This is a genomic window from Pseudomonas sp. LBUM1640, assembly GCF_059716225.1.
The window spans coordinates 5,762,693-5,784,429 of record NZ_CP166816.1 but is presented as its reverse complement, the minus strand read 5'-3'; the positions used below and the strand labels follow the sequence as shown (position 1 = coordinate 5,784,429).

Genomic DNA, 21,737 nt, shown 5'->3' with positions numbered 1-21,737 from the left:
GGATGACACGGGAAATCGTGTTGCCCTACAGCGGAGCCTCTTCATGTCCGAAGTTAATCTGTCCACCGACGAAACCCGCGTCAGCTACGGTATTGGCCGTCAGTTGGGCGACCAACTGCGCGACAACCCGCCACCGGGCGTGAGCATCGACGCCATCCTGGCCGGCCTGACCGACGCCTTCGCTGGTAAGCCAAGCCGCGTTGACCAAGAGCAAATGGCGGCCAGCTTCAAAGTTATCCGTGAAATCATGCAAGCCGAAGCGGCAGCCAAGGCTGAAGCGGCTGCTGGCGCTGGCCTGGCGTTCCTGGCTGAAAACGCCAAGCGTGATGGCATCACCACCCTGGCTTCCGGCCTGCAATTTGAAGTGCTGACTGCCGGTGATGGCGCCAAGCCAACCCGTGAAGATCAAGTGCGTACCCACTACCACGGCACCCTGATCGACGGCACGGTGTTCGACAGCTCCTACGAGCGCGGCCAGCCTGCAGAATTCCCGGTTGGCGGCGTGATCGCCGGCTGGACCGAAGCCCTGCAACTGATGAATGCCGGCAGCAAATGGCGTCTGTACGTGCCGAGCGAACTGGCTTACGGCGCTCAAGGCGTTGGCAGCATCCCGCCGCACAGCGTTCTGGTGTTCGACGTCGAGCTGCTCGACGTTCTGTAAGACCTGATAGCACTGGCATCGGCTTCATGTGGGAGCCGGGCTTGTTGTGGCGAGGGAGCTTGCTCCCGCTCGGCTGCGCAGCAGCCGCCGTTGTCAGGGGTGCTTCGCTCCCCAGCGCAAGCAAGCTTGCTCGCCACAACAAGCCGGCTCCCACATAGAGCCGGTGCATTCAGATTTTGCGTGGTCGTTCATGGATGAAACTTGCCATTGAGCTCCGTGGCCGGGCGCAACGCTCGGGCATAGCAGAATAGAAACAAGTTGCGCACCACTTCCTTCAGCACCCCCGGCTCACTTGAGCTCAAGCCATTCACGTCCAGGTCGCCCTGGTCCTGCAGTTCATTCAGCGCTTCCTCTTCCAGCACCGCACAGACTTCCCCGGTTTCCCGATGCAGGATTCGCAGGTAAGGGTGTGGCCGGTCCAGCCAGGCATCTATCAAATAAGTCATGGTCGTTCTCCTTGATAAGTTTCAATGAGAATAATTCTTATTCGTGGAATAGCAAGCGCCTATTGGCGGTTTCTTGGTTTTTCTGTGTGGATATTGCGTTCGATCAACGGAGAGGGCGAAACGCCATCCCGCGGCGGGCGCGGGATGGATGCAGCAGATTCAGACCTTACGCACGAACTCGGACTTGAGTTTCATCGGGCCGATGCCGTCGATCTTGCAGTCGATATCGTGGTCGCCGTCGCACAGGCGGATGTTCTTGACCTTGGTGCCGACCTTGACCACCAGGGATGTACCTTTGACCTTGAGGTCTTTGATCACGGTGATGGTGTCGCCGTCTTGCAGGACGTTGCCTACAGAGTCTTTCTTCACGGTTTCATCGCCGGCCGCTTCGGTCTCGGCACTGGCGGACCACTCATGGGCGCATTCCGGGCAGATCAGCTGGGCGCCGTCTTCGTAGGTGTATTCGGAATTGCATTTTGGGCAGGGTGGCAACGTGCTCACTAAAGCTCCTTGAAAGTCAGGAATGGCTAAAGTCGCACATTATATAGGGATTTGAAGCACGAGCGGGGTAGTGGGTTGGCAATGGGATCTAAATGTGGGAGCGGGCTTGCTCGCGAAGGCGGCGGGTCAGCTAGATATCTCTCACAGATCCACCGCTTTCGCGAGCAAGCCCGCTCCCACACAAGCCCACTGCGCCAATCGTCTTTAGTGCGTACGCGCGACCGCAAACTCACTCAGCTCAACCAGGGCATCCCGGTATTCGCTGGCCGGGAGAGCTTCCAGGCACTTGATCGCACGGGCTACGTAGTCACGCGCCAGTTGCGCGGTGTACTCCAGGGAACCCGAGGCTTCCACGGCGGCGCGGATGGCTTCCAGGTCTTCGATCCCGCCTTTCTGGATTGCCTTGCGCACCAGGGCGGCCTGTTCCGGCGTGCCTTCGCGCATGGTGTAGATCAGCGGTAGGGTCGGCTTGCCTTCGGCCAGGTCGTCACCGACGTTCTTGCCCAGTGTCTCGGCGTCGCCTTTGTAGTCGAGCAGGTCGTCGACCAGTTGAAACGCCACACCCAGGTGATCGCCAAAGGTGCGCAGGGCTTCGGCCTGTTCGGTTGTCGCGCCACACAGAGCGGCAGCGCTGTGGGTCGAGGCTTCGAAGAGCATCGCGGTTTTGCCGCGAATCACTTCCATGTAGGTTTCTTCGGTGGTGCTGGCGTCGCGGACCTTCGACAGCTGCAACACTTCGCCCTCGGCAATGATGCGCGTGGCTTGTGAAAGAATCTTCATCACCGGCATCGAGCCCAGCTCAACCATCATTTCGAACGAGCGCGAGTACAGGAAGTCACCCACCAGTACGCTAGGCGCGTTGCCCCACATCGCATTGGCCGTCTCACGACCACGGCGCATGCCGGACATGTCGACCACGTCGTCATGCAGCAGGGTGGCGGTGTGCAGGAATTCGATAGTGGCGGCCAGCAGGCGCAGGTCATCGCCTTCGCGGCCCAGGGCCTTGCCACACAGCAACACTAATAAAGGACGCAGGCGTTTGCCGCCCGCCGACGTAATGTAGTCGCCAATTTTGGAGACCAGCGGCACTTTAGAAGTCAGCTGCTGCTTGATGATGCCGTCGACGGCGCTAAAATCGTCCGCGACCGCGCGGTAGAAAGCTTGGGGTTGCATCAGCGACAGTCGCTCCAGAAGGGTTGCGCGGCATGCTAGGACCCAGGCCCGACACTGTCAAGGCGCGATAGACGGCCACTTGCATCACCCATTTACCTTGCGTACAATCGCGCACCCTGAACTTCCTGGGCAGCACCTGCCTTACGCAATTGCATTCGGGACGTCCATCCCATGCAGCCATGCCAGCCAATACCTCTTCTTATAAAGCGCTGGGTGAGCAGGATTATCGGAGAAATACCATGTCGTACGCAGTAATTGTTACTGGTGGCAAGCAATACAAGGTCGCCCCAGGTGAATACCTGAAGATCGAAAAACTGGAAATCGCTACCGGCGAATCCGTTACCTTTGATCGCGTTCTGTTGGTCGCCAATGGCGATGACGTGAACATCGGCGCTCCAGTTGTTGCTGGCGCTACCGTTGTGGCTGAAGTGATCTCCCAAGGTCGTCACGATAAAGTCCGCATCATCAAGTTCCGTCGTCGTAAGCACCACATGAAGCGTATGGGCCACCGCCAGTGGTACACCGAGATCAAAATCACCGGTATTCAGGCTTAATTTCAGCCTAATTCCTCACTAGGAGAATTGACTCATGGCACACAAAAAAGCTGGTGGTAGTACCCGTAACGGTCGCGACTCAGAAGCCAAACGCCTTGGCGTTAAGATGTATGGCGGCCAGAAAATCATTCCGGGCAACATCATCGTGCGTCAGCGCGGCACCCAATTCCACGCCGGTTACGGTGTTGGCATGGGTAAAGATCACACCCTCTTCGCTAAAATCGAAGGCGTGATCAAGTTTGAAGTAAAAGGCGCGTTCAACCGCCGTTACGTGAGCGTTGTCGCCGCTTAATTGCGCGATCGCTGGAAAAGCCCTGTCTCGCGACGGGGCTTTTTCGTTTGTGGAGTGAGTCTCTTGCAAAGCTGTTTGTAATGGGCTCAAGCGCTGGATAGGCGGTTGTTGTTTGAGGTCGCTGCGCTCATTTTTGCAAGAGTCTTATGTCTTGGTTTCTTAAGCTCGTCCATGCGACGAGAGGCGTTTTGTTATGAAGTTCGTTGATGAAGTTTCCATCCGAGTAAAAGCAGGCGACGGCGGTAACGGTTGCATGAGTTTCCGTCGCGAAAAATTCATCGAAAACGGTGGCCCCAACGGCGGTGACGGCGGTGACGGCGGCTCCATCTACATGATGGCCGACGAAAACCTCAACACCTTGGTTGACTACCGTTACACCCGGCACTTCGATGCCGAGCGTGGCTCCAACGGCGGCAGCACCGACTGCACCGGTAAAAAAGGCGAAGACCTGGTACTGCGCGTGCCGGTCGGCACCACGATCATCGACTCCGCCACCCAGGAAGTGATTGGCGACCTGACCAAGGCCGGCCAAAAGCTGATGGTTGTGCAGGGCGGCTGGCACGGCCTGGGTAACACCCGATTCAAGTCCAGCACCAACCGTGCGCCACGCCAGACCACGCCGGGCAAGCCGGGCGAGCAGCGTGACCTCAAGCTGGAAATGAAAGTACTCGCCGACGTTGGCCTGCTGGGCCTGCCGAACGCCGGTAAAAGTACCTTCATCCGCTCGGTTTCGGCCGCCAAGCCGAAAGTCGCCGACTACCCGTTCACCACCCTGGTGCCCAACCTGGGCGTGGTCAGCGTCGACCGCTGGAAAAGCTTCGTGATCGCCGACATTCCTGGCCTGATCGAAGGTGCTTCCGATGGCGCAGGCCTGGGGATTCGCTTCCTCAAGCACTTGTCGCGTACCCGTTTGCTGCTGCACCTCGTCGACATGGCGCCGCTGGATGACACCAGTGCACCGGACGCCGCCGAAGTGATCGTCAGCGAACTGACCAAGTTCAGCCCGGCCCTGGCCGAGCGTGATCGTTGGTTGGTGCTGAACAAGTGCGACCAGATCCTTGAAGAAGAGCACGAAGAGCGCGTCAAGGAAATCGTTGATCGCCTGGAGTGGGAAGGTCCGGTCTATGTGATCTCGGCCATCGCCAAAGAAGGCACCGAGCGCCTGACCCGCGACATCATGCGCTACCTCGAAGACCGCGCCGACCGCTTGGCGGCCGACCCGGTATTCAAGGCAGAACTGGCCGAACTCGACCAGCAGATCGAAGACGAAGCCCGTGCCCAGCTGCAAGCCCTGGACGACCAGCGTGCCCTGCGCCGCAGCGGCGTGAAGTCGGTCCATGACATCGGCGACGATGATTGGGACGAAGAAGACGTGGATGATGAAGACGGTCCGGAAATCATTTACGTGCGCGACTGATCGGTTGCGATAAACTTAAACGCCGCTCTCTGGAGCGGCGTTTTGGTATCTGGATATACGTAGTCACTAATAACGTTATGGGCGGCGCTGGGTCGCGCAGCCCTCAATCTAAGGTTGAAGATGATGCGGAGCAAAGTGACAGGTGCGCAGCGCTGGGTCGTAAAGATCGGAAGTGCGCTGCTGACGGCGGATGGCAAGGGGCTGGATCGCGCGGCCATGAGCGTCTGGGTCGAGCAGATGGTGGCCTTGCATGAGGCGGGTGTCGAGTTGGTGCTGGTGTCGTCCGGGGCCGTTGCCGCGGGGATGAGCCGCCTCGGCTGGACTGCGCGACCCAGCGCGATGCACGAACTGCAAGCCGCCGCTGCCATCGGCCAGATGGGCCTGGTACAAGCCTGGGAATCCAGCTTTGCCGAGCACGGCCGCCACACGGCGCAGATCCTGCTGACCCACGACGACCTGTCCGACCGCAAGCGCTACCTCAACGCCCGCAGCACCTTACGCGCGTTGGTCGAGCTCAAAGTGATCCCGGTGATCAACGAGAATGACACCGTGGTCACCGACGAAATCCGCTTCGGTGACAACGACACCCTGGCCGCGTTGGTGGCCAACCTGGTGGAAGCCGACTTGCTGGTGATTCTCACCGACCGTGACGGCATGTTCGACGCTGACCCGCGCAACAACCCCGACGCCCAGCTCATTTACGAAGCCCGCGCCGATGACCCGGCGCTGGACGCCGTGGCCGGCAGTGTCGGCGGCGCCCTGGGCCGTGGCGGCATGCAGACCAAGCTGCGCGCCGCGCGCCTGGCTGCGCGTTCCGGCGCGCATACCATCATCGTCGGCGGGCGGCTGGAGCGTGTGCTGGACCGCCTCAAGGCTGGCGAGCGCATCGGTACGTTGCTGTCGCCGGAACGCGGCATGCTCGCGGCGCGCAAGCAGTGGCTGGCCGGGCATCTGCAAACCCGCGGCACACTGGTGCTGGACGACGGCGCCGTGTCGGCGTTGTCCCAAGGCAACAAGAGCCTGCTGCCGGTGGGCGTCAAATTGGTGCAGGGCAGCTTCCGGCGTGGCGAGATGGTGGTGTGCGTTGCGCCCGACGGCCGCGAGATCGCCCGTGGCCTGGCCAACTACAGCGCCCTTGAAGCGCAGAAAATTATTGGACAATCGTCTGACGCGATTGTCGGACTACTGGGCTACATGGCCGAACCAGAACTGGTTCACCGCGATAACCTGATCCTGGTCTAAACAAAGGGAATACACGATGCGCGTGATGAAGGGATTGCTCGGCCTGTTGCTGGCCCTGCCGCTGCTGGCTTCGGCTGAAGAAATTGGCCAGGTGTCGACGGTGTTCAAGTTTGTCGGCCCCAACGATCGAATTGTGGTCGAGGCGTTTGATGACCCCAAGGTCGACGGCGTGACCTGCTACCTGTCGCGCGCCAAGACTGGCGGCGTAAAAGGTGGGTTGGGCTTGGCCGAAGACCGCGCCGAAGCCTCGATTGCCTGCCGTCAGGTCGGCCCGATTCATTTTAAAGGCGAACTCAAGGACGGCGACGAAGTGTTCAAGGAGCGCACCTCGCTGGTGTTCAAGACCATGCAGGTGGTGCGTTTCCTCGACAAGAAGCGCAATACCTTGGTTTACCTGGTCTACAGCGACCGCTTGATCGAAGGCAGCCCGCAAAACGCCGTTACGGCGATTCCGATTTTGCCCTGGCCGACCGCTCAGTAGTCCGCAGGCGAGTTTTGTCATCGGCGTCTATGATTGCAGGCTTGTGGTCTGTAATCTGGAACGGCCGCAATGCGAAGAATATGGGATATCTGGAGTTCGTCATGAGTGCTTTCCACGACCTGAAACTCAAAGCTTTGGACGGACAAGAGCTGCCGCTGGCGCCCTTCAAGGGGGAAGTTGTGCTGGTGGTCAACGTCGCCTCCAAATGTGGCTTGACCCCGCAATACGCGGCGTTGGAAAACCTCTACCAGCAGTACAAGGGCCAGGGGTTCACCGTACTTGGCCTGCCGTGCAATCAGTTCGCGGGCCAGGAGCCGGGCACCGAGGAGCAGATCCAGGCATTTTGCAGCCTGAACTATGGCGTGACGTTCCCGTTGGGCAGCAAGCTCGACGTCAATGGCCCGGATCGCCATCAGCTTTACCGCCTGCTGGCGGGCGAGGGCGCCGAGTTTCCTGGGGATATCACCTGGAACTTCGAGAAATTCCTGCTGGGCAAAGACGGGCGAGTACTCGGGCGATTCTCCCCACGTACTGCACCGGATGATCCGACTATCGTGCAGGCCATCGAAAAAGCCCTGAGCTGAATCATTCCCACCTGTGGCGGGGGCGCTTGCTCCCGCTGGATTGCGCAGCAGTCCCCAGTCCCTCCCCACTACTGCCCCTTAATCACCCAAATCAATAGTGCTACCCAGCACGCTGCACTCCCCATATTATCCACATCATAAACCCTTTGCCGTGGAGTGCTCCCATGCCTGTCCAAGCCTTGTTCAAACCCTTCCAGCTCGGTGCACTGCAGCTTTCGACCCGTGTGGTCATGGCGCCAATGACCCGTTCGTTCTCGCCGGGTGGCGTGCCCAATTCCAACGTCATCGAATACTACCGCCGCCGCGCCGCCGCCGGCGTGGGCCTGATCATCACCGAAGGCACCGTGGTTGGCCATCAAGCCTCCAACGGCTACCCGAATGTCCCGCATTTTTACGGTGACGCCGCGTTGGCCGGCTGGAAGAAAGTGGTCGACGCCGTACACGCTGAGGGCGGCAAGATCGTCCCGCAACTATGGCACGTGGGCAGCGTGCGCCGTATTGGCACTGAGCCTGACGCCAGCGTGCCGGCCTACGGCCCGATGGAAAAACTCAAGGACGGCACCGTGGTCGTCCACGGCATGACCACCCAAGACATCAAGGACGTGACCAACGCTTTCGCCCAAGCCGCCAAGGATGCTCAAAGCATCGGCATGGACGGCGTGGAGATCCACGGCGCCCACGGTTACCTGGTCGACCAATTCTTTTGGGAAGGCACCAACCAGCGCACCGATGAATACGGTGGCAGCCTGGCCAACCGTTCGCGTTTTGCCATCGAACTGATCCAGGCCACTCGCGCCGCCGTAGGCCCGGACTTCCCGATCATCTTGCGTTTCTCGCAGTGGAAGCAGCAGGACTACACTGCACGCCTGGTGCAAACCCCGGAAGCCTTGGGCGAGTTCCTCAAGCCGTTGTCCGACGCCGGCGTGGATATTTTCCACTGCTCCACACGCCGTTTCTGGGAGCCGGAATTCGAAGGCTCCGACCTCAACCTGGCCGGCTGGACCCGCCAGCTCACCGGCAAGCCGACCATCACCGTGGGCAGTGTTGGCCTGGACGGCGAGTTCCTGCAATTTATGGTCAACACCGACAAGGTCGCACAACCGGCCAGCCTGGAAAAACTGCTGGAGCGCCTGAACAACGACGAGTTCGACCTGGTTGCCGTGGGCCGTGCCCTGCTGGTAGACCCGGATTGGGCGGTGAAGGTGCGTGAAGGTCGTGAAGGCGACATCCTGCCTTTCAGTCGTGAGGCGTTGACGACCCTGGTGTAAGGGGCGAAAGGACGGGCACTGGGTGCCCGTCCTTGCACACCCCGCGTAACTGGCGTTCGAACTGCTCGATAATCGCCGGCCAGCCCTGGCGACTCGCGTGTTGGCGGGCATTGAGGCGCATACGGCGCAAACTCTCCGCGTCCTCCAGCAGCCAATTGGCCGCATCGCAAAACGCACCTTCATCCCCTGGCATCGCCAGCACGCCGTTGTAGCCATGGCGAATGTGCTGGGTCGCCGCTGCCTGGTCGTAAGCCACCACGCCCAATCCCGAGGCCATCGCTTCCAACACCACGTTACCGAAAGTTTCGGTCAGGCTGGGGAACAGGAACACATCGCCGGACGCGTAATGCCGGGCCAGTTCTTCACCGCGCAAGGTGCCACAGAAAATCGCCTCGGGCAGTTCCTTTTCCAGCATCGCCCGTTGCGGCCCATCGCCGACGATGATCAGTTTCATCTGGCGCAATGGATAGGTGTCTTGCAAGGCCTCGAAGCAGCGCTTGAGCAGGCCCAGGTTCTTCTCCTGTGCCAATCGGCCGACATGCAGCACGGCGATTTGCTCACTGTTCAGTGCCCAGCTTTCTCGCAGTGCGTTGTCGCGCTTGGCCGGATGGAATAACTGGCTGTCGACCCCGCGTGACAACATTCCCAAACGCTCGAAATTGCGCCGCTCAAGCTCCAGGCGTTGGCTGGCGCTGGGCACCAAGGTCAGCGTCGAACGGTTATGAAACCAGCGTAGATAGTGAGTGACCATGCGGCTGAGCAGGCTCAAACCGTACTGGTTCGAATACTGCTGAAAGTTGGTGTGGAAGCCACTGACCACGCTGATCCCCAGGCGCCGCGCCGCACGCAACGCCGACAGCCCCAGCGGCCCTTCGGTGGCGATGTAGAGCACGTCCGGGCGCTGACGGGTCCAGCGCCGCAGCAGCTTGTGCATCGACGACTGGCCCCATTGCAGGCCCGGGTAGCCCGGCAGCGGCCAGCCACGGCACAGCAGCAATGCGTCGTCGCTGGGGCGGCTTTGATCGCTGCCCTGGCGTGGGCGCACCAACTCGACCTGATGGCCGCGCGCGCGCAAACCCTCACACAGACGGCCAAGGGTATTGGCCACTCCGTTGATCTCTGGCGGGAAGGTTTCGGTAATCAGGGTGATATGGAGCGAAGCTGTCGTCATGACCCACAGTGTCACCGTGGGCCATGTCGTCATTGTGTCATTGGCATGATGGATTTATGACGTGGTCAGGTTTTTCGTCGCCATCGCCTCGGCGCCTTGTTCGCGCACCCAGAACAACGTGGCCCCGGCTACGGCCGCCGGCATCATCAGCAGGTTCACTACCGGCACCAGCAGCACCAGGTAGACGATGCCGCCAAAACTCATGCTCTGCCAGCGTTTCTGGCGCAGCCAGGCGAGCATTTCGTTCCAGCCCAGCTTGTGGTTGTCGGCCGGGTAGTCGATGTACTGGATCGCCATCATCCACACGCCGAACAGCAGCCACAGCGGCGCGGCGATCAGGTTGACCACCGGAATGAACGACAGGATAAACAGGCCGATGGCGCGTGGCAGGAAGTAGCCCAGTTTGCGCATTTCCCGGGCCAGGGTGCGCGGCACCATCGCCACCAGTTCGGCCCAGCTGAAGGGCGGGAAGTCATCGGTGCCACGCACCACCACTTCAACCTTTTCCGCAAGAAAGCCGTTGAACGGCGCCGCGATGATATTCGCCAGCATGGTGAAGGTGAAAAACACCATCAGCACCACCAGCACCACAAACAGCGGCCACAGGATGTAGCTGAGAAAACTCAGCCAGCCGGGCAGCGTCGGCATCAGGGTGTCGACCCACAGGCTGAACTGATGGCCAGCGAAATAGATCAAACCGACGAACAGCACCAGGTTGATCGCCAGTGGCAACAGCACAAACAGGCGCAAGCCTGGGCTCAGCACCAGTTTGAGGCCTTCACGCAGGTATTGCGGGCCGGAAAGAGCAGGGGCGGGCATGGAGAACTCCGAGCAGGATGACGAACGCGCCGACCTTACCGGCTTTGCATTCACGGTGAAAGCGGCGACATCAGCAGTAACAAACACGTCGATTAATCGGGGCGACTGCATAGAGACCACCTATGAGCTGGATTGTTATTCCGTATTTCCTTAATCTTGCCCCCCTCTATACGCTGCACCCATTATTTTCAGGACCTCGCGAGTTCAAGCCTTCCCCAAGTGCTTCGCGGTCCTTTTTTATTCCAGCCGCCTTGTTGTTCGGGCGGTCGATAGGAGTGAGTCATGTCTGATACCCGTCATTCGCGAGTGATTATTCTCGGTTCCGGCCCTGCCGGTTACAGCGCTGCCGTCTACGCTGCCCGGGCCAACCTCAAGCCGCTGCTGATCACCGGCATGCAGGCGGGCGGTCAGTTGACCACCACCACTGAAGTCGACAACTGGCCGGGCGATGTCCACGGCCTGACCGGCCCAGTGCTGATGGAGCGTATGAAAGAGCACGCCGAGCGCTTTGAAACCGAGATCGTCTTCGACCACATCAATAAAGTCGATTTCTCCAAGAAGCCTTACAGCCTGACCGGCGACAGCGGCGTCTACACCTGTGACGCGCTGATCATCGCCACCGGCGCCAGCGCGCGTTACCTGGGCCTGCCGTCGGAAGAAGCGTTCATGGGCAAGGGTGTTTCCGCCTGCGCCACCTGCGACGGTTTCTTCTACCGCAACAAGCCTGTGGCTGTTGTCGGTGGCGGAAACACGGCGGTGGAAGAGGCGCTGTACCTGGCCAACATCGCCAGCACCGTGACCCTGGTTCACCGCCGCGAGACTTTCCGTGCCGAAAAAATCCTGATCGACAAGCTGCATGCCCGTGTTGCTGAAGGCAAGATCATCCTCAAGCTCAACGCCACCCTGGACGAAGTCCTGGGCGACAACATGGGCGTGACCGGTGCTCGTCTGAAAAACAACGACGGCAGCTTTGACGAGCTGACAGTCGACGGCGTATTCATCGCCATCGGCCACACCCCGAACACCTCGCTGTTCGAAGGCGTGCTGGAAGCCAATGACGGTTACCTGGTGGTGCAAGGCGGCCGTGAAGGCAACGCCACCGCGACCAACATTGAAGGCATCTTTGCCGCCGGTGACGTCGCAGACCACGTGTACCGCCAGGCCATCACCTCGGCCGGCGCCGGTTGCATGGCGGCCCTGGATGCCGAGCGTTACCTCGACGGTTTGAAGGACGCTTCGTTCTAAACCTGTTGAAATGAAAAAACCGGCTGAGAGGCCGGTTTTTTTATGCGTGGGATTTGATGATCCAGCGCTATCTCAACGTGGTAATCCAATCACTGTGGGAGCTGGCTTGCCTGCGATGGCGGTGTATCAGTCACCACCGCCATCGCGGGCAAGCCCGGCTCCCACATTGACCGGGTTTCAAATGGAATCAGCGGCGCGTCAATGGCTGCTGAGTGAACTTCACACCGGCCAATCCATGTTGGATCAATGCCCGAATATTGCCGTGATCACTGCCTTGCGGCGTAGCAACCACCGAACGATAATGCTCACCAAACGCCAGCAGCGCTTCCTGATCGCTCAGACCTTCCAGCAGCGCCAGGCCCAGGGTCTTGCACGAGCCTTCGTTCTGCCCGGCGGCGTTCTCCACGCTGCCATTGGTGAAGGCTTGTGGCTGGTAGTCGTAACCGGCAGCGACAAACGCCAGGGTGTCGGCAAAAACGTGTTCGCCGCTGTTGAGGCTGGCGCGCAGGGTGTTCAAATCAGTCATGGGTTTTTCCCTTGGCAAACGCCGCCTGTTGCTCGGCATTGGCTTCTTTCTGGTATTGGGCTTTCCACTCAGCGTACGGCATGCCGTACACCACTTCGCGGGCGTCATCGAGGCTCAGCTCGATGTGGCGCTCGTCGGCCTCGGCCTTGTACCACTTGGACAGGCAGTTGCGGCAGAAACCCGAGAGGTTCATCAGGTCGATGTTCTGCACATCCTTGCGGCTGTCCAGGTGGGCAACCAATCGGCGGAAGGCGGCGGCTTCGAGTTCGAGGCGTTGTTGATCGTTCATAGGGCTCACTGCAAATTCAAGGGTTAGCGACTGGCCGCCAGGGTAATTGACACCGACTCGGCAAAGCGCAGGGCGTGGGGCTTGTCCACTTCGACTTCGGCGTACAGCACCGATTCGTTGCTCATCACCAGGTCCAGCAGTTCCTGGGTCAGGCGTTCCAGCAAGGCGAAGCGGTTGCCTTCGACGTGGGCGATGATGGCCTTGGTGATGGTGCGGTAGTTCAACGCGTGGTCGATGTCGTTGTCGCGCACAGCTTCCTGAGCGGCATACAGGATGGTCAGGTTGATCAGCACGTCCTGCTTGTTGAGGATCTCGTCTTCGTTGATGCCGATAAAGGTGCGCAGGCACAGGTCTTTGACCCGGATACGCGCCATGCCTGGTTGAAGTTGTGGCATTGCTACTTGCTCCGTCCAATCAGTTGCAGGAACTCCATGCGCGTGGTGTTCGATTCGCGGAAGGCGCCGAGCATCACTGAGGTGTTCATGGTTGAATTCTGTTTTTCTACGCCGCGCATCATCATGCACATGTGCTTGGCTTCGATCACCACCGCCACGCCGGCGGCCTGGGTGACCTGCTGAATCGCGTCGGCGATTTGCCGCGTGAGGTTTTCCTGGATCTGCAGGCGCCGCGCATACATGTCGACAATGCGCGCCAGCTTCGACAGGCCCAGTACTTTGCCGGTCGGAATATAGGCCACATGGGCCTTGCCGATAAAGGGCAGCAGGTGGTGCTCGCAGAGTGAGTACAGCTCGATGTCCTTGAGGATTACCATCTCGTCATTGTCGGACGCGAACAACGCCCCGTTGACGATTTCGTCCAGGTTCTGCTCGTAGCCGTGACACAGGTACTGCATGGCCTTGGCGGCGCGCTTTGGGGTGTCGAGCAAGCCTTCGCGCTCCGGGTCTTCGCCCAGGCCTTTGAGAATTTCGCGGTAGTGTTGGGGCAGGGACAAGGTCATACAACATCCTCAAAAACGGCTTACTTGATATGCCGCCCGCCGTTGACGGTCAGGGTGGTTCCGGTGACATAAGGGTTGCCCAGCAGGTAACGCACGCTCTGGTAGATTACCTCGGGCCCGGGCTCGATCCCCAGTGCGGACTTGGCCAGGACCTTGGCGCGATAGGCCGCGTCGTCGCCTTCGTTGAACATCACCATGGCCGGCGCAATACCGTTGACCTTGATCAGCGGCGCGAATTGCGCGGCAAACGACAGCGTGAGGCTGTCGAGCCCGGCTTTGGTGGCGCAATAGGCAATGTGCTGGCGGCTGCCCTTGCGCACCACGTCGTCGCTGATATGCACGATATCGGCAGGTATTGAGCGTTGCAGCAAAGGTGAACAATGCAGGTTGATCAGGTACGGCGCAAGCATGTGCACGCTGAACATGTCGGTAAACGCGCGGCTTTCGTCGCCGGGTGTTTCCGCCACCCAAGCCGAGGCGTTGTGGATGATCGCGCGCAGGCTGTCGGTAGTGGTCTTCAGTGCTGTGATGAAGGCCATAATTCCAGCTTCGCTGGAAAAATCGGCAAACACGCCGACCGCACCACGCTCACGCAAGGCCTTGACGCCCGGGCGCTCGCTGCGGTAACTGAAAATCACCGAGTGGCCATCGTCCAGCAGGCGCTCGGCGCAATGCAGGCCGACACGCTGGCCGGCACCGGTGATCAGGATCGGGGCGTCTGTTGCAGTCATGGGAGGCTCAAGTCGCTGGCAGGTTGAAACTATACCAGCGACCGGCCGCCCCTGTACTCAAGCGGCGGCTTCGGTGACTTTGCGCGGTGGCGGGGCGGGGTGCAACCAGCTCGCCAGCAGGTGCGTCGACAGCGGGATGAACCAGTAAACCATCAGGGGCGTGAGCGCCATGGTGCTGACCAGTACGCGCGGGGCCAGGTCCAGCCCGTTGAGCAGCGGCCCAAGGACGAAGTTGAACAGCAGCGACACTGGGAAAAATGCCAGCCAGATCGCCACCGCCTGTTTCCAGCGCGGCGGACGTGTACCCACGGCGCCGAACCAGCCATCGATGCCACTGACGCGATGCTCGGACGGGTCGGCGAACAGCTCGCTGCCACGACCCAGCCAGGCGCTGCGCGAGGCGGAGAACTCCCAGGCGTGTAGGGTTTTTTCGTCGGCGAAGCGGAAGATGATCTGGAATTCATCGTCATGGGCTGGCGGCGCGAGCACGCCGGAACCCAGGTAGCCGGGGAAGTCAGTAGCCAATTGCTCGCCTTCGCGCAGCCAAGCCATCAAGTCTTCGTAGCGCCCTTTGGCCACGCGACGCGCAACCATCAAGGTGACGGGAGAGGTAGACATTGTGTATCTCCAAATGTACGGGTGCGCCGAACCGGGTAGGTGGCACACGAACGAGGCTGCGGGGTGGTGCAGCGACGTAGAAAAAACAGGCAAGGATTATTCCTGTTTTGCAAAAATACGCCAGTGACATTGGTCTGACAGTGCAGGCCTTGAAAAAGACAAGTTTAAAGGCGTTAAATGGGATCCACATTTACACGGACGTTTTCTACCGCTGATGCCTGAAATTACTACTCATACTCGCGAAATTGCCCAGGGTCGCCCCGCGGATCCCGATGAGCTGTTCCCGATCCGCGAAGTGTCGAGATTGACAGGTGTCAACCCGGTCACTTTGCGTGCCTGGGAACGGCGCTATGGTCTGATCCAGCCCACACGCACCGAAAGTGGGCATCGCCTCTATTCCAACGACGATATTGTGACCATCCATCGTATTCTCGATTGGATCGAGCGCGGCGTGGCCGTGAGCAAGGTCGGCAAAATCCTCGCGCGCGACGATCAGCAGGCTGAAGCGATTCGTGCTGAGCGCGACACCGCCAGCGACAGTGAATGGCCGCAGTGGCGGGCGCGGTTGGTACACGCCGTCAGTGGGTTTGACGATCGTCAACTGCATAGCCTGTACGCTCAGGTTCTCGCGACCTACCCGCTCAGCGTGGCGTTCCAGGACATCCTGATGCCCCATTGGAGCGACCTGCTGCGCCATCAGGGCCGCTTCGGCCAAGCCAGTGAATGGATTTTTTACGATACCTTCCTGCGCATGCAGACCTTCGAACACTTGCGCCTTGCGGGCAGCTCAGCCGCGCCACGGGTATTGCTGACGGCCATGCCCGGCGAGTGCCGTAAATTGGAATTGATGGTCGCGGCGTTGTTGCTCAATGGCGAGGGCATAACTGTGAAGGTGCTGGGCATGGGCCAACCCTTGGACGAGTTGACACTGGTCTGTGAAAAGATGCGTCCCCAGGCGCTCATCCTCTTCTCCAACCACTCACACAACCATGACTTGGCTGGGCGCCTGAGCCGCCTGGCATTGACGCTGGATTGCCCACTGTTCCTTGCCGGTGCCGCGTCGGACATGGCCGAGGACGATCTGGCGGGCACGTCCATCGGCTGCCTTGGCAGCGAAGGGCGCCAGATGCAGAGCCGCTTGCAGCAGTTTCTCAGTGGGCAGTTGGATACCTGATATCAGGCATGCACGTGCGGGTGAACCAGGCGGTGCTGGTGCAGGATGAACTGGCGCAGGCGCTCGATTTCATCGGCATCACTCTGGCTCAGGCGGTACGCAAACAAGCCGCGGGCGGTTTCCCGCTCCAACGTACCGCGCAGCGCAATGCGCTCGTAACCGGACGGGCTGAACCACAAGGAAAAGGTTTTCGGCGGTTTGACCCGGCCACGAATCTCCACCAGCACGCCCTTGAATGACACTTCATGTACCCATAGGGCGCCGGGGTTGCCCCTCACATTCTCCAGTGCCACGGGTGTTTCAAGCGCCAGTCGCCATGGGCGGATCATCGGGCCGTCTTCAAAAATGCTCGGCACGCCCAAGCGTAAATGCACCGCATGAAACTCGTCTTCCACCAGATGCAGCGGAAAGGTCAGTTGCTGATTATCAAATTGCGCCTGGATGGTGACGTGGTCGTGAGCGGCCAACCGCGTCAGCAAATCACGAATCTGGGCGCCGCCGTTGACGGTCAGGCTCGACCACGCATCCCGCACGTTGAGCTGCGGGTTGTGTTGCATGTCCTGGATAAAATCCAGTTCGTCCTGCGTCAATAGAGCGTCGCGGTGCATTGATGTAGCTCAACGATGAGACATTAAAAAGCCATTATCACTCTAAAGACCGCATTTACTACAATTTGTTAATTCCGCTCGTCGTCTCAAGTGCCGCCAAGCGCTCTTTGAGTTCGGCGACTTGCGCTTCCAACTGTGCCACTCGTTGCTGCGCTTTCACCTGGGTGGTGACGTCTTTTTGCACGCCAACGATATAGGTCTGCTTGTCGGCCTCGTTGTACATCGTCGACAGCGACAGCTCATTCCAGAACAGTGTGCCGTCCTTGCGGTAGTTGCGCAGGATTTCCCGGCAGGCGCCGTCGTTGTCGAGGGCTTCGCGAATGGCCATCAGGGCCGGCTGGTCGCGGTCACCGGCCTGTAGGAAACGGCAATCCTGATACAGGATTTCGTCCAGCGTGTAGCCAGTCATCCGCTCAAAAGCAGGGTTGACGTAGATCAGCGGCTTCTCTTCGCCTTCTCGTTCGGCGACGACAATGCCGTCGTTGGAGGCATTGATGACCAGCTGCATCAGCTTGGCGTTGATCATTATTGAGCGGTCCATGGCTTGTTTGTCGAGACTGGAGTTTATGGCATACGTGGAATGTTGCACGGCGTGCGCTGAAATAGTTGCGTCAGCTGCTAATATCCCACGCTTTCGCTCAACTACAGGATCAGATTGATGAAAGTCGCCATCCTTTCCGGCTCGGTGTACGGCACCGCTGAAGAAGTCGCCCGCCACGCCGCCGACATCCTCAAAGAGGCCGGTTTTGAAGCCTGGCACAACTCGCGCGCGACCTTGGCCGATGTGCGGGCTTTCGGCCCGGAGGCCTTTCTGGCCGTGACCTCTACCACCGGCATGGGCGAACTGCCTGACAACCTGCAACCGCTGTATTCGACTATTCGCGATCAATTGCCCGCGGCGTGGCGTGGCCTGCCCGGTGCAGTGATCGGCCTGGGCGACGCCAGCTACGGCGATACCTTCTGTGGTGGCGGCGAGCAAATGCGCGAGCTGTTCGGCGAATTGGGTGTGCGCGAAGTGCTACCCATGCTGCGCCTGGACGCCAGCGAAAGCGTCACCCCAGAAGCAGACGCCGAGCCATGGCTGGCCGAGCTGGTCACTGCACTACGCGGTTGACCGGGAACTCACGCAGCAATGCCAGCCAGGCCTGGGCGGCTTTGGACAGATAGGCGCCCTCGCGCCAGATAAAGGCAATGTTCCAGCGCAGGTAGTCGGGCGCCTTGAGCGTGAGGCGCACCACGCCCGGTCGCACCAGCCCACGGGCGACCACGCTGGGCAACAACACCACGCCTTGGCCGGCTGCGACCAGGGCGACCAGAAAGTCCGCCTGGCCGCTGCGGCCGACTTCTTTGGGCGTAAAGCCCATTTGCTGGCAAGCCTGCATCAGCCGGTCGTTGAGGACAAAACTGCGTTGGTACATCAGGAACGGTGTGTCTGCCAATTCCTCCAGGCGCACGTGGGCATTTTCGGCCAACGGATGATCCATCGGCAGCAACGCGTCCAGCGGTTCATCGCAAAAGGCTTGCCAGGCGAAGGCCGGATCGTTGGGCAGCAGGGTGCCCCCCACGTCCAGTTCACCGCTGAGAATCGCCTGCTCGATGGTGCGGCTGCCGCCTTCCAGCAACTGGATGGTGACCTTGGGATAACGCCTGCGGTACTCGGCGAACAACCCGGCGAACAGCGTGTCGCCCGCCAATAGCGGCAGGCCCAGGCGTAGCTCGCCTCGGGCCAGTTGCTGCATATCATCAAGCTCGCTGAGTAACTCCGTCTGCAGGCGCAACATGGCCTCAGCGCGCTGTAAGACCACCTCGCCGGCGGCCGTCAGGCGAATGTGCGAACCCGTGCGTTCCAGCAGCGGTGTCCCCAGGCTTTGCTCCAACTGCGCCACCTGTTTGCTCACGGCCGATTGGCTGATGTGCAAGGTTTTACCCGCCTGGGTAAAGCCGCCCCGATGGATCACTTCTACAAAACTGCGCAGCTGTTTGAATTCCATGGGCATGATTCCAGTTTGGAATAGCTGGCAGTCTAACAATTCGCTGTGGGGATAGGGTCGGCCTCTTTAAAATGGACGCCTGCGAGGACCCAAAGCCTATGAAACGTTTAAGCTTCAAACATCTCGGACGCCTGCTGATTGAGCTGGTTGTACTGCTGGCTATCTATTTCCTGGGCACCCAGCTTGCCGTGTGGTTGGCGTGGCCGATACCGGGTGGCGTGGTGGGGTTGGGCCTGTTGCTGGCGACCTTCGCCACAGGCCTGGTCAAACCCGCCGCCCTGCAATTGGGCGCCGGTGTATTGATGGCGGAGATGCTGCTGTTTTTTATTCCGGCGCTGATGAGCCTGCTCGACTACGGTGGCCTGGTGCGCAATGACGGCTGGCGCATCCTGTTGGTGATCGGCTTCAGCACGCTGGCGGTGATGCTCGTCACCGCGTTCACCGTGGAGATGGTCTGCCGCTGGAGCATGCGCCGTGAAGCTTGAACTGATGCCGGTGTTCTGGCTCGCCCTGACCCTGGGCGCCTACATCTTCAGCCGCTGGATCTATCGTCGCACCGGGCGTTACCTGCTTTCGCCCTTGATCCTCGTACCGGCGCTGTTGCTGGCGGTGGCCGCGCCGATGCACACCGCCTATGCCGAATACGCCACCGACACCCATTGGCTGATGCTGGTATTGGGGCCGGTCACCGTAGCGTTTGCCGTGCCGATCTGGCAACAGCGCCGCTTGCTGGCGCGTCATTGGTCGGCATTGCTGCTGGGGATGGTCGCGGGCAGCGCGGCCTCCATCGGCACCTCGTTTGGGTTGGCCAAGGCGCTGGCGTTGAACAGTTCAGTGACGATGTCGCTGTTACCGCGCTCGATCACCACGCCGTTTGCCATGCCGGTGTCCTCTGACCTGGGCGGTGTGCCGGAACTCACGGCCGTGTTTGTGATGTTTACCGGCGTGTTTGGCGCCATGCTCGGCGGCGTGCTGCTTAAATGGTTGCCGCTGCGTACGCCCTTGGCGCGCGGTGCATTGTTTGGTGTGGGAGCCCATGGCGCGGGTGTCAGCCGGGCGCATGAAGTGGGTGGCGAAGAAGGCTCGGTCGCGGGCCTGGTGATGGTGTTGACGGGGTTGCTCAACCTGTTCGCCGTGCCTTTATTGGCGGCGCTTCTCTGACGCCACGTGGTCTATTCTCTTGGATGACTCGCTTGGTCATCAAGCTGGCTGCGAAGGCAACTCCTTGCGCCACGCCGTCTGACTAGACTGGCGCTTCACTCAAAAAATAATAAGAAAGTACGCCAAGGAGGTCGTTGCCGTGAGCCTAGCCCCCGTTCTATCGCCACAGAATGTCAAAGACCAGGTCAGCGCTGCCGAATGGCAAGCCCGTGTCGACCTGGCGGCCTGCTATCGCCTGGTGGCGTTGCATGGCTGGGATGACCTGATCTTCACGCATATTTCCGCCAAGGTGCCGGGCACCGATGATTTCTTGATCAACCCCTACGGGCTGATGTTCCATGAAATCACCGCGTCGAGCCTGGTCAAGGTCGACCAGGCCGGCAACAAGCTGATGGACAGCCCCTACGAGATCAACCCTGCGGGCTATACCATTCACAGCGCCATCCATGAAGTGCGCCACGACGTGGCGTGCGTGATTCACACCCACACGGCGGCCGGCGTTGCGGTTTCTGCCCAGAAGCAGGGCGTGTTGCCGATCAGCCAGCAGTCGTTGTTCGTGCTGTCAAGCCTGGCCTATCACGCCTACGAAGGTGTGGCACTGAACCATGAAGAAAAGGCGCGCTTGCAGGCGGACCTGGGCGAAAACAACTTCCTGATGCTGCGCAACCATGGCCTGCTGACCTGCGGTGGCACCATCGCCGACACGTTCCTGATGATGTTCACCTTCCAGCGCGCCTGTGATATCCAGGTGCTGGCGCAAAACGGCGGCACCGAACTGATTGCCATCGAGCCGCAGGTTCTCGCGGGGGCCAAGGCAATGGTGGCGGCTGTCACAAAAAGCGCCCAAGGTATGGGAGGCGCGCTGGCTTGGCCCGCGCTGTTGCGTAAATTGGACCTGCAAGATCCCGGGTATAAAAGCTGATGCCACTCGCCGAAATCCCGCTCAGAGCCTGGCGCAAACGTAGCCAGGCGTTTGTCTTTCGTGGCCGTACGATCCATTACTGGGTGGCCGGGCAGGGCGAACCGCTGCTGTTGATTCATGGCTTCCCCACTGCCAGCTGGGACTGGCACTACCTGTGGCAGCCACTGGCCCAGCGCAACCTGGTGATCGCGTGCGACATGCTGGGGTTCGGCGAATCAGCCAAACCGGCGGACCACGACTACTGCCTGTTGGAACAAGCCGACCTGCAACAGGCGTTGCTCGACTACCTGCGTGTGGAGCAGCCGGTGCATGTGTTGGCCCATGACTACGGCGACAGCGTCGCCCAGGAACTCCTCGCTCGCCATTACGAAGGCCGGTTTCAGATGGCCAGTTGTGTATTCCTTAACGGCGGGCTGTTTCCGGAAACCCATCGATCGGCCTTGGTGCAAAAATTGTTGCTCAGCCCGCTCGGCTGGATGATCGGCCGCGCCTTCGGGCGCAATGCCTTGTCGAACAGTTTCAGCCAGATTTTCGGCCCGGATACGCGGCCCAGTGAAAGTGCGTTGGACGATTTCTGGAGCCTGATCAATTGCAATGACGGCACACGCATCCTGCACAAACTGATCGCCTACATTCCCCAGCGTCGCCGACTGCGGGAGCGCTGGGTGGAGGCGATGCAACGTGGCGAGGTGCCGTTACGCGTGATCGACGGCGAAGTCGACCCGATCTCCGGCGCGCATATGGTGGAGCGTTATCACCAGTTGGTGCCGCACGCCGACACGGTGTTGCTGGCCAATATCGGCCACTACCCGCAGATCGAGGCGCCGGTGCTGGTGCTCAAGCATTACTTGGCGTTTCGCGAGCGGATTGGCCAGCCGGCGCCTCGGGTGGCTTATTCCTGAGCG

At 60.2% G+C, this 21,737-nt stretch carries 29 protein-coding genes; 15 read left to right on the top strand and 14 right to left on the bottom strand.

Annotated elements, in window-relative coordinates:
* Positions 1 to 43: 43 nt before the first annotated feature.
* On the top strand, positions 44 to 661 hold the full coding sequence (bamJ, locus tag ACA065_RS25710; RefSeq protein ID WP_053257950.1) for a BamJ family beta-barrel-assembly machinery protein: 618 nt from the start codon (positions 44 to 46) through the stop codon (positions 659 to 661).
* Positions 662 to 849: 188 nt separating this feature from the next.
* Here bamJ and ACA065_RS25705 read toward each other — a convergent pair whose 3' ends face one another.
* The 3 genes from ACA065_RS25705 to ACA065_RS25695 form a co-directional block, all read right to left on the bottom strand.
* Entirely contained in the window at positions 850 to 1,107 is a 258-nt protein-coding gene (locus tag ACA065_RS25705) for a PA4570 family protein (protein ID WP_003194088.1), read from the bottom strand.
* A gap of 159 nt (positions 1,108 to 1,266) precedes the next feature.
* Complete coding sequence (locus ACA065_RS25700) at positions 1,267 to 1,608, bottom strand: zinc ribbon domain-containing protein YjdM (RefSeq protein ID WP_497692056.1); 342 nt, start codon at positions 1,606 to 1,608, stop codon at positions 1,267 to 1,269.
* Positions 1,609 to 1,812: 204 nt separating this feature from the next.
* Positions 1,813 to 2,781 (bottom strand): polyprenyl synthetase family protein, encoded by a 969-nt coding sequence (locus ACA065_RS25695; protein ID WP_497692055.1) that lies wholly within the window; start codon positions 2,779 to 2,781, stop codon positions 1,813 to 1,815.
* 239 nt (positions 2,782 to 3,020) lie between these two features.
* Between ACA065_RS25695 and rplU the strand changes: the two genes are divergently transcribed.
* The 7 genes from rplU to ACA065_RS25660 all read left to right on the top strand — a co-directional run bounded on the left by rplU (position 3,021) and on the right by ACA065_RS25660 (position 8,619).
* Positions 3,021 to 3,335, top strand: coding sequence for a 50S ribosomal protein L21 (gene rplU, locus ACA065_RS25690; protein ID WP_003176051.1), 315 nt, complete (start codon positions 3,021 to 3,023; stop codon positions 3,333 to 3,335).
* Positions 3,336 to 3,369: 34 nt separating this feature from the next.
* Positions 3,370 to 3,627 carry a 50S ribosomal protein L27 gene (gene rpmA / locus ACA065_RS25685; protein WP_003176049.1) on the top strand — a complete coding sequence of 86 codons (258 nt, stop codon included), beginning with the start codon at positions 3,370 to 3,372 and terminating at the stop codon, positions 3,625 to 3,627.
* A gap of 193 nt (positions 3,628 to 3,820) precedes the next feature.
* Positions 3,821 to 5,044, top strand: a complete 1,224-nt coding sequence (gene cgtA, locus ACA065_RS25680; RefSeq protein ID WP_016976186.1) for an Obg family GTPase CgtA — start codon at positions 3,821 to 3,823, stop codon at positions 5,042 to 5,044.
* A gap of 123 nt (positions 5,045 to 5,167) precedes the next feature.
* The gene (proB, locus tag ACA065_RS25675; protein WP_026013771.1) at positions 5,168 to 6,286 is read left to right on the top strand and encodes a glutamate 5-kinase; all 1,119 of its coding nucleotides are present in this window, start codon (positions 5,168 to 5,170) and stop codon (positions 6,284 to 6,286) included.
* Positions 6,287 to 6,302: 16 nt separating this feature from the next.
* On the top strand, positions 6,303 to 6,767 hold the full coding sequence (locus ACA065_RS25670; RefSeq protein ID WP_016971050.1) for a CreA family protein: 465 nt from the start codon (positions 6,303 to 6,305) through the stop codon (positions 6,765 to 6,767).
* A 101-nt stretch (positions 6,768 to 6,868) separates the two neighbouring features.
* Positions 6,869 to 7,351, top strand: a complete 483-nt coding sequence (locus ACA065_RS25665; RefSeq protein ID WP_497692054.1) for a glutathione peroxidase — start codon at positions 6,869 to 6,871, stop codon at positions 7,349 to 7,351.
* A gap of 164 nt (positions 7,352 to 7,515) precedes the next feature.
* Positions 7,516 to 8,619 carry an NADH:flavin oxidoreductase gene (locus ACA065_RS25660; protein WP_497692053.1) on the top strand — a complete coding sequence of 368 codons (1,104 nt, stop codon included), beginning with the start codon at positions 7,516 to 7,518 and terminating at the stop codon, positions 8,617 to 8,619.
* Here ACA065_RS25660 and ACA065_RS25655 read toward each other — a convergent pair.
* Positions 8,588 to 9,790 (bottom strand): glycosyltransferase family 4 protein, encoded by a 1,203-nt coding sequence (locus ACA065_RS25655; protein ID WP_497692052.1) that lies wholly within the window; start codon positions 9,788 to 9,790, stop codon positions 8,588 to 8,590. The genes ACA065_RS25660 and ACA065_RS25655 overlap by 32 nt on opposite strands.
* A gap of 54 nt (positions 9,791 to 9,844) precedes the next feature.
* Complete coding sequence (gene cysZ / locus ACA065_RS25650) at positions 9,845 to 10,609, bottom strand: sulfate transporter CysZ (RefSeq protein ID WP_497692051.1); 765 nt, start codon at positions 10,607 to 10,609, stop codon at positions 9,845 to 9,847.
* Positions 10,610 to 10,891: 282 nt separating this feature from the next.
* Between cysZ and trxB the strand changes: the two genes are divergently transcribed.
* The gene (gene trxB, locus ACA065_RS25645; protein WP_497692050.1) at positions 10,892 to 11,854 is read left to right on the top strand and encodes a thioredoxin-disulfide reductase; all 963 of its coding nucleotides are present in this window, start codon (positions 10,892 to 10,894) and stop codon (positions 11,852 to 11,854) included.
* 187 nt (positions 11,855 to 12,041) lie between these two features.
* Here the strand turns inward: trxB and ACA065_RS25640 are convergent, their stop codons facing one another.
* From ACA065_RS25640 to ACA065_RS25615, 6 genes are read right to left on the bottom strand one after another with little or no spacing between them, the layout of a single operon-like run.
* Positions 12,042 to 12,380 (bottom strand): HopJ type III effector protein, encoded by a 339-nt coding sequence (locus ACA065_RS25640; RefSeq protein WP_497692049.1) that lies wholly within the window; start codon positions 12,378 to 12,380, stop codon positions 12,042 to 12,044.
* Positions 12,373 to 12,669, bottom strand: a complete 297-nt coding sequence (locus ACA065_RS25635; RefSeq protein ID WP_106578210.1) for a DUF1244 domain-containing protein — start codon at positions 12,667 to 12,669, stop codon at positions 12,373 to 12,375. Before ACA065_RS25635 ends, ACA065_RS25640 begins: the two co-directional genes overlap by 8 nt.
* A 23-nt stretch (positions 12,670 to 12,692) precedes the next feature.
* Positions 12,693 to 13,064: a dihydroneopterin triphosphate 2'-epimerase gene (gene folX, locus ACA065_RS25630; protein WP_003194073.1), complete on the bottom strand. Its 372-nt coding sequence runs from the start codon at positions 13,062 to 13,064 to the stop codon at positions 12,693 to 12,695.
* A gap of 2 nt (positions 13,065 to 13,066) precedes the next feature.
* Positions 13,067 to 13,627, bottom strand: a complete 561-nt coding sequence (folE, locus tag ACA065_RS25625) for a GTP cyclohydrolase I FolE (protein WP_053257937.1) — start codon at positions 13,625 to 13,627, stop codon at positions 13,067 to 13,069.
* A gap of 20 nt (positions 13,628 to 13,647) precedes the next feature.
* Entirely contained in the window at positions 13,648 to 14,358 is a 711-nt protein-coding gene (gene folM / locus ACA065_RS25620; protein WP_497692048.1) for a dihydromonapterin reductase, read from the bottom strand.
* 57 nt (positions 14,359 to 14,415) lie between these two features.
* On the bottom strand, positions 14,416 to 14,976 hold the full coding sequence (locus tag ACA065_RS25615) for an antibiotic biosynthesis monooxygenase (RefSeq protein WP_497692047.1): 561 nt from the start codon (positions 14,974 to 14,976) through the stop codon (positions 14,416 to 14,418).
* 214 nt (positions 14,977 to 15,190) lie between these two features.
* Between ACA065_RS25615 and ACA065_RS25610 the strand changes: the two genes are divergently transcribed.
* Positions 15,191 to 16,150, top strand: a complete 960-nt coding sequence (locus tag ACA065_RS25610; protein WP_497692046.1) for a MerR family transcriptional regulator — start codon at positions 15,191 to 15,193, stop codon at positions 16,148 to 16,150.
* A gap of 2 nt (positions 16,151 to 16,152) precedes the next feature.
* Here the strand turns inward: ACA065_RS25610 and ACA065_RS25605 are convergent, their stop codons facing one another.
* Positions 16,153 to 16,758, bottom strand: a complete 606-nt coding sequence (locus tag ACA065_RS25605; RefSeq protein ID WP_497692045.1) for a hypothetical protein — start codon at positions 16,756 to 16,758, stop codon at positions 16,153 to 16,155.
* A gap of 58 nt (positions 16,759 to 16,816) precedes the next feature.
* On the bottom strand, positions 16,817 to 17,284 hold the full coding sequence (locus tag ACA065_RS25600; RefSeq protein WP_497692044.1) for a PAS domain S-box protein: 468 nt from the start codon (positions 17,282 to 17,284) through the stop codon (positions 16,817 to 16,819).
* Positions 17,285 to 17,416: 132 nt separating this feature from the next.
* On the opposite strand from ACA065_RS25600, the gene ACA065_RS25595 reads away from it, so the two are divergent.
* Positions 17,417 to 17,872, top strand: a complete 456-nt coding sequence (locus tag ACA065_RS25595; protein WP_497692043.1) for a flavodoxin — start codon at positions 17,417 to 17,419, stop codon at positions 17,870 to 17,872.
* Here ACA065_RS25595 and ACA065_RS25590 read toward each other — a convergent pair.
* Entirely contained in the window at positions 17,853 to 18,749 is an 897-nt protein-coding gene (locus tag ACA065_RS25590; RefSeq protein WP_497692042.1) for a LysR family transcriptional regulator, read from the bottom strand. The genes ACA065_RS25595 and ACA065_RS25590 overlap by 20 nt on opposite strands.
* 98 nt (positions 18,750 to 18,847) lie before the next feature.
* On the opposite strand from ACA065_RS25590, the gene ACA065_RS25585 reads away from it, so the two are divergent.
* The 4 genes from ACA065_RS25585 (at position 18,848) to ACA065_RS25570 (ending at position 21,734) form a co-directional block, all read left to right on the top strand.
* A complete protein-coding gene (locus tag ACA065_RS25585; protein ID WP_497692041.1) occupies positions 18,848 to 19,234 on the top strand; it encodes a CidA/LrgA family protein in 387 nt (128 codons plus the stop codon).
* Positions 19,224 to 19,910, top strand: a complete 687-nt coding sequence (locus ACA065_RS25580) for an LrgB family protein (RefSeq protein ID WP_497692040.1) — start codon at positions 19,224 to 19,226, stop codon at positions 19,908 to 19,910. The genes ACA065_RS25585 and ACA065_RS25580 overlap by 11 nt, the downstream gene beginning before the upstream one ends.
* A 139-nt stretch (positions 19,911 to 20,049) precedes the next feature.
* Entirely contained in the window at positions 20,050 to 20,832 is a 783-nt protein-coding gene (locus tag ACA065_RS25575; protein WP_497692039.1) for a class II aldolase/adducin family protein, read from the top strand.
* Positions 20,832 to 21,734 carry an alpha/beta fold hydrolase gene (locus ACA065_RS25570; RefSeq protein ID WP_497692038.1) on the top strand — a complete coding sequence of 301 codons (903 nt, stop codon included), beginning with the start codon at positions 20,832 to 20,834 and terminating at the stop codon, positions 21,732 to 21,734. Before ACA065_RS25575 ends, ACA065_RS25570 begins: the two co-directional genes overlap by 1 nt.
* Positions 21,735 to 21,737 lie beyond the last annotated feature (3 nt).